The following is a 6647-nucleotide window of genomic DNA, read 5'->3' on the forward strand; positions in this document are numbered from 1 at the left end:
GAGAAGCGTGACGCCTGAGGAGATCCTGGCCGCCGACCGCCGGCACGTCTGGCACCCGTACGCGGCCCTGCCGCCGGCCAGCTCGCCGTACGTGGTGGACAGCGCCGAGGGGGTCCGGCTGCGGCTGGCCGACGGCCGGGAACTGGTCGACGGGATGTCGTCCTGGTGGGCGGCGATCCACGGTTACCGGCACCCGGTGCTGGACGCCGCGGTCACCGACCAGCTCGGCCGGATGAGCCACGTGATGTTCGGCGGCCTCACCCACGAGCCCGCCGTGCGCCTGGCGCGGACCCTGGTGGAGCTGGCCCCGGACGGCCTGGAGCACGTCTTCCTGGCCGACTCCGGGTCGGTCAGCGTCGAGGTGGCGGTGAAGATGTGCCTGCAGTACCAGCGGGCCGTGGGGCGGCCGGAACGCCGCCGGCTGGGCACCTGGCGGGGCGGCTACCACGGCGACACGTTCCACCCGATGAGCGTCTGCGACCCCGAGGGCGGCATGCACCACCTCTGGGGCGACGTGCTGCCCCGGCAGGTGTTCGCGCCGGTGCCGCCGGCCGGTTTCGACACCCCGCCCGACCCGGCGTACGAGGCGGTGCTGGTGGACGCGGTGGAGCGGCACGCGGGCGAGCTGGCGGCGGTGATCGTGGAGCCGGTGGTGCAGGGCGCCGGCGGGATGCGGTTCCACCACCCGCACTACCTGCGGGTGCTGCGCGAGGTGACCCGGGCGCACGGCATCCTGCTGGTCTTCGACGAGATCGCCACCGGCTTCGGCCGGACCGGCACCATGTTCGCCGCCGAGCACGCCGGGGTCGCCCCGGACGTGGTCTGCGTCGGAAAGGCGCTCACCGGCGGCTACCTCACCCTGGCCGCGGCGCTCTGCACCCCCGAGGTGGCCCGGGCCATCTCCGCCGACGGCGTGCTGGCGCACGGCCCGACCTTCATGGGCAACCCGCTCGCCTGCGCGGTCGCCAACGCCTCCCTGGGCCTGCTGCGGACCGGGGACTGGGCCGGCCGGGTGGCGGGCATCGCCGAGGGTCTGCGGGCCGGCCTGGCGCCGCTGCGGGACGCCCCCGGGGTGGCCGACGTGCGGGTGCTCGGCGCGATCGGCGTCGTGCAGCTCGACCACGAGGTGGACCTGCCCCGGGCGACCGCCGCCGCGGTGGCCCAGGGCGTCTGGCTGCGCCCGTTCCGGGACCTCGTGTACACCATGCCGCCGTACGTCTGCGACGAGGCGGACGTGGCGCGGATCGCGGCCGGTGTGGCCGCGGCGGTCAAGGCCGGCTGAGGCCGGCAGGCACCCGCCGACCGGCCGCCCGGTCGGCGGACGGTACGACCGGCGGCGGGAGGCCGCCCGCCGGACACGACGCGGCCCGGCGCCGCGCCGGGAGAGGGAGAGACGCGATGGAGACCTTCGGCGCCCGCCTGCACCGGGCCGTGGCCGAGCGGGGACCGCTCTGCGTGGGGATCGATCCGCACCCCGGGCTGCTCGCCCGCTGGGGCCTGTCCGACGACGTCGAGGGCCTCGACCGGTTCTGCCGGATCGTGGTGGAGGCGATCGGCGACCGGGTGGCCGTGGTCAAGCCCCAGTCGGCGTTCTTCGAGCGCTTCGGGTCCCGTGGTGTCGGAATTCTCGAGTCAACTATCCGACAGTTGCGAAATTCGGGCTCGCTCGTTCTCCTCGACGTCAAGCGCGGCGACATCGGCTCGACGGTCAGCGCGTACGCCTCGGCGTACCTTGATCCATCCAGCCCGCTGTATGTCGATGCGGTCACCGCGAGTCCCTACCTGGGAGTAGGTTCGCTCGCGCCGATGTTCGAGTTGGCCGCCGCGCACGGCGGCGGGGTGTTCGTCCTGGCGCTCACCTCGAACCCCGAGGGAGCCGCCGTGCAGCGTGCCGTCGGGGCCGACGGGCGCACCGTCGCGCAGACCGTCATCGACGAGATTTCCCAGCTCAACCGGGGTGCCGATCCCCTCGGCAGCTTCGGTCTGGTGGTCGGCGCGACGATCGGCGACACCGGTCACGACCTGGCCGGCGTGAACGGTCCGCTGCTCGCACCCGGGCTGGGCGCGCAGGGCGCGACGGCCGCCGACCTGCGTACCGTGTTCGGCTCCAGCCTGCCCTCGGTGCTGCCGTCCTACTCCCGCGAGGTGCTGGGCGCGGGGCCGGACCAGGAGGCCCTGCGGGCCGCCACCGACCGGGTGCTGGCCGAGTGCCGGGCCGCCCTGGCCACCTCGTGACTGACTGACGGCTCGGTCACTTTCCGTTGATCTTCGCGCGCCCACGTTGCCGAAAACTCCGTTGACCGCTAGTTTTCCCCGCGCTGGGAACCACGGACCCCTTTGGTTGCCAGCGACACCACGTTTCACAGATGCGGCGGTGCGCCCCGCCCGTCGTACTAGGGACCTGAGGAGAACTGGTGCCGCTCCCGTCACTGACCCCCGAACAGCGCGCTGCCGCGCTGGAGAAGGCCGCGGAGATCCGCAAGGCCCGTGCTGAGCTGAAGGAGCAGCTCAAGCAGGGCAAGACCACCCTCGCCACCGTCCTCGAGCGGGCCGAGTCCGACGACGTCGTGGGCAAGCTGAAGGTTTCGGCCGTGCTCCAGGCGATGCCGGGCATCGGCAAGATCCGAGCCACCCAGATCATGGAGAAGCTCAAGATCGCTGACAGCCGTCGGCTGCGTGGCCTGGGCGAGCAGCAGCGCAAGGCGCTGCTTGGAGAGTTCGCCGCCAACTGAACGGCCCACCGTGTAGAAACAAGCGGTGAGCATGGATGACGAGGCGCGCCCGGCGGCTCGGCTCACTGTCCTGGCCGGACCTTCGGGGGCCGGCGGGGGGAGTGTCGTCGAGCTCGTCCGGGCGCGCTTCCCGTCCGTGTGGGTGCCGGTGGCCGCGACCACCCGGCCCGCCTGCCCCGGCGAGGTGGACGGCGTCGACCGGCTCTTCCTCGACGCGGCGGGCTTCGACCGCATGGTCGCGGCCGACGAACTGCTGGAGTGGAGCCGGATCGGGCCGTACCGGCGCGGGGTGCCGCGCGCGGGCGTGCGGTCCCGGCTCGCGCAGGGACAGCCGGTGCTGCTCCCGCTGGACCTGCCGGGCGCGCTCGCCGTCCGGGCCGTGGCCCCGGACGCGCGACTGGTGCTGCTCACCCCGCCGGCGTACCGGCCGGACCCGGCCGTCGCGGCCGCCTTCGCACACGCCGTGGTGCACGACCGGACCGAGCGCGCGGCCGAGGAGCTGGTAGGCTTGCTCGGTTCTTCCTTCCTGGCTCCGGCCCGACCGCGCCCGAGCGGTTGAGAGGCCACCGCTTCCGGGCGGTGCACAAAGACGCAGAGGTTATTTCGTGGGATCCATCGCCAACCCCGAGGGCATCACCAACCCGCCGATCGACGAGCTCCTCGAGAAGACCACCTCGAAGTACGCGCTGGTCATCTTCGCCGCCAAGCGCGCGCGCCAGGTCAACGCCTACTACAGCCAGCTCGGTGAGGGCCTGCTGGAGTACGTCGGCCCGCTGGTGGAGACCACCCCCCAGGAGAAGCCGCTCTCCATCGCCATGCGCGAGATCAACGCGGGTCTGCTCACCGCCGAGCCGACCGACCAGCCGTAAGCCCCGCCCGCGCCGATGGCCGCCGAGATCGTCCTCGGGGTCGGCGGCGGCATCGCCGCCTACAAGGCGTGTGAGCTGCTCCGGCTCTTCACCGAGTCGGGCCACCGGGTCCGGGTCGTGCCGACCGCGTCGGCGCTCCGGTTCGTCGGGGCGCCGACCTGGGCCGCGCTCTCCGGCCAGCCGGTCGCCGACGACGTCTGGTCCGACGTCCACGAGGTGCCGCACGTCCGCCTCGGGCAGCACGCCGACCTCGTCGTGGTGGTGCCCACCACCGCCGACCTGCTCGCCAAGGCCGCCCACGGCCTCGCCGACGACCTGCTCACCAACACCCTGCTGACCGCGCGCTGCCCGGTGGTGCTGGCGCCGGCCATGCACACCGAGATGTGGGAGCACCCGGCCACCGTCGCCAACGTGGCCACCCTGCGGTCCCGGGGCGTGGTGGTGATCGAGCCCGCCGTCGGCCGGCTCACCGGCAAGGACACCGGCAAGGGCCGGCTCCCCGACCCGGCCGAGATCTTCGCGGTCGCCCGCCGGGCCCTCGCCCGCGGCGGCGCCGCCCCGGCCGACCTGGCCGGCCGGCACGTGGTCGTCACCGCCGGCGGCACCCGGGAGCCGCTCGACCCGGTCCGCTTCCTCGGCAACCGCTCCTCCGGCAAGCAGGGCTACGCCTTCGCCCGCGCCGCCGTGGCCCGGGGCGCCCGGGTCACCCTGGTCTCGGCCAACGTCGCGCTCGCCGACCCGGCCGGCGCCGACCTGGTCCGGGTGGGCAGCACGGAGGAGTTGCGCAAGGCGACCCTGGAGGCGGCCGCCGACGCGGACGCCGTGGTGATGGCCGCCGCGCCCGCCGATTTCCGCCCGGCGACGTACGCGCCCGGTAAGATCAAGAAGTCGGACGACGGCACCGCGCCCACCATCGAGCTGGTGACCAACCCGGACATCGCGGCCGAGCTGGGCCGACGCCGGCGGCCGGAGCAGGTGCTGGTGGTCTTCGCCGCGGAGACCGGCGACGCCGAGGCCAACGGCCGGGCCAAGCTGGCCCGCAAGCGCGCCGACCTCATCGTGATCAACGAGGTCGGGGTGGACAAGGTCTTCGGGGCCGAGACCAACGCCGCCACGGTGATCGGGGCGGACGGGTCGGTGCACCGGATGCCCGAGCAGCCCAAGGAGGATCTGGCCGACGCCGTCTGGGACCTCGTGGCCGCCCGGTTGCGGGAGCGGTCCTGACGATTGGTCACTCTCCGGTTCCCCGGGTCACCCTGGGAGCACGGTGACTAAACTGCCGCCGAGCGACCTTTAAAAGTCTTCACATGCTTAGGAGTGCCGTGACACGTCTCTTCACGTCCGAATCGGTCACGGAAGGCCACCCGGACAAGATCGCCGACCAGATCAGTGACGGCATTCTCGACGCACTGCTCACCAAGGACCCGCACAGCCGCGTCGCGGTCGAGACGCTGATCACCACCGGCCAGGTGCACGTCGCCGGCGAGGTGACCACGAAGGCGTACGCCGACATCCCGACCATCGTGCGGGACACCATCCTGTCGATCGGCTACGACTCGTCGAAGAAGGGCTTCGACGGCGCCTCCTGCGGCGTGAGCGTCTCCATCGGCGCCCAGTCGCCGGACATCGCGCAGGGGGTGGACAACGCGTTCGAGTTGCGTACCGGCTCGTCGGAGAGCGCGCTTGACGCGCAGGGCGCCGGCGACCAGGGCATGATGTTCGGCTTCGCCTGCTCGGAGACGCCCGAGCTGATGCCGCTGCCGATCGCGCTCGCCCACCGGCTGGCCCGCCGGCTCGCCCAGGTGCGCAAGGACGGCACGATCCCCTACCTGCGGCCCGACGGCAAGACCCAGGTGACCATCGAGTACGACGGGCTGCGCCCGGTCCGGCTCGACACCGTCGTGGTCTCCAGCCAGCACGCGGCCGACATCTCGCTCGAATCGCTGCTCACCCCGGACGTCCGCGACCACGTCATCACCCCCGAGCTGGAGGGCCTCGGCCTGGACACCGAGGGTTACCGGCTGCTGGTCAACCCGACCGGGCGCTTCGAGATCGGCGGCCCGATGGGCGACGCCGGCCTCACCGGCCGGAAGATCATCGTCGACACGTACGGCGGCTACGCCCGGCACGGTGGCGGCGCGTTCTCCGGCAAGGACCCGTCCAAGGTGGACCGCTCCGCCGCGTACGCGATGCGCTGGGTGGCCAAGAACGTGGTCGCCGCCGGCCTGGCCGAGCGCTGCGAGGCGCAGGTCGCGTACGCGATCGGCAAGGCCCACCCGGTGAGCCTCTTCATCGAGACCTTCGGCACCGAGACCGTGCCGGTCGCCTCGATCGAGAAGGCCGTGGCCGAGGTCTTCGACCTGCGCCCGGCCGCGATCATCCGGGACCTCAACCTGCTCCGCCCGATCTACCAGCAGACCGCCGCCTACGGCCACTTCGGCCGGGAGCTGCCGGACCTGACCTGGGAGAGCACCGACCGGGCCGCCGACCTCAAGTCGGCCGCGGGAGCCTGACCGGCACCAGGCGCGGCGACCGGCGACCCGCCGAGGGGTCGCCGGTCGCTCGCGTCTGCGTGGACGTGCCCCTGCCGCACCTCGACCGCCCCTTCGACTACCTCGTTCCGGACACCCTCGACGCCGACGCCCGGGCCGGGGTGCGGGTGAAGGTCCGCTTCGCCGGGCAGCTCGTCGACGGCTGGCTGCTGGAGCGCGTCGCGGAGTCCGCGCACCCCCGGCTGGCGTACCTGGAGAAGGTGGTCTCCCCGGTGCCGGTGCTGGCGCCGGAGGTGGCCGAGCTGGCCCGCGCGGTCGCCGACCGCTACGCCGGCAGCCTCGCCGACGTGCTCCGGCTCGCCGTCCCGCCCCGACACGCCCGGGTCGAGAAGGACGTCACCGCGACCGACCCGACCGGCGCCGACGCCACCCCGCCGACCGCCGCCGACCCCGCCACCCCGGCGACCGGCTCCGTGGACGCCGGTCCGGCAGCGTCCGGACCGGTCGACCCGCGCGGGTGGCGGGACTACCCGGCCGGGCCGGCGTTCCTGCGC

At 73.5% G+C, this 6647-nt stretch carries 7 protein-coding genes and 1 pseudogene; all 8 read left to right on the top strand.

Annotated elements, in window-relative coordinates:
- Positions 1 to 7 precede the first annotated feature (7 nt).
- Positions 8 to 1282, top strand: a complete 1275-nt coding sequence (locus B0E53_RS13050; protein WP_107076309.1) for an adenosylmethionine--8-amino-7-oxononanoate transaminase — start codon at positions 8 to 10, stop codon at positions 1280 to 1282.
- Positions 1283 to 1398: 116 nt separating this feature from the next.
- Complete coding sequence (pyrF, locus tag B0E53_RS13055) at positions 1399 to 2235, top strand: orotidine-5'-phosphate decarboxylase (protein WP_107076310.1); 837 nt, start codon at positions 1399 to 1401, stop codon at positions 2233 to 2235.
- Between the two features lie 179 nt (positions 2236 to 2414).
- Positions 2415 to 2732, top strand: coding sequence for an integration host factor, actinobacterial type (mihF, locus tag B0E53_RS13060; protein ID WP_013285515.1), 318 nt, complete (start codon positions 2415 to 2417; stop codon positions 2730 to 2732).
- Positions 2733 to 2757: 25 nt separating this feature from the next.
- Positions 2758 to 3291, top strand: coding sequence for a guanylate kinase (locus B0E53_RS13065; protein ID WP_107076311.1), 534 nt, complete (start codon positions 2758 to 2760; stop codon positions 3289 to 3291).
- A gap of 46 nt (positions 3292 to 3337) precedes the next feature.
- Positions 3338 to 3601, top strand: coding sequence for a DNA-directed RNA polymerase subunit omega (rpoZ, locus tag B0E53_RS13070; protein ID WP_007075826.1), 264 nt, complete (start codon positions 3338 to 3340; stop codon positions 3599 to 3601).
- Positions 3602 to 3616: 15 nt separating this feature from the next.
- Positions 3617 to 4825 (top strand): bifunctional phosphopantothenoylcysteine decarboxylase/phosphopantothenate--cysteine ligase CoaBC, encoded by a 1209-nt coding sequence (gene coaBC / locus B0E53_RS13075; RefSeq protein ID WP_107076312.1) that lies wholly within the window; start codon positions 3617 to 3619, stop codon positions 4823 to 4825.
- Between the two features lie 83 nt (positions 4826 to 4908).
- Positions 4909 to 6114: a methionine adenosyltransferase gene (gene metK / locus B0E53_RS13080; RefSeq protein WP_107076313.1), complete on the top strand. Its 1206-nt coding sequence runs from the start codon at positions 4909 to 4911 to the stop codon at positions 6112 to 6114.
- Positions 6115 to 6173: 59 nt separating this feature from the next.
- Positions 6174 to 6647: pseudogene (locus B0E53_RS13085) on the top strand (primosome assembly protein PriA); the annotation flags it as partial.

The sequence above is a fragment of the Micromonospora sp. MH33 genome, assembly GCF_003013775.1.
Classification (GTDB): Bacteria; Actinomycetota; Actinomycetes; order Mycobacteriales; family Micromonosporaceae; genus Micromonospora; species Micromonospora fulviviridis.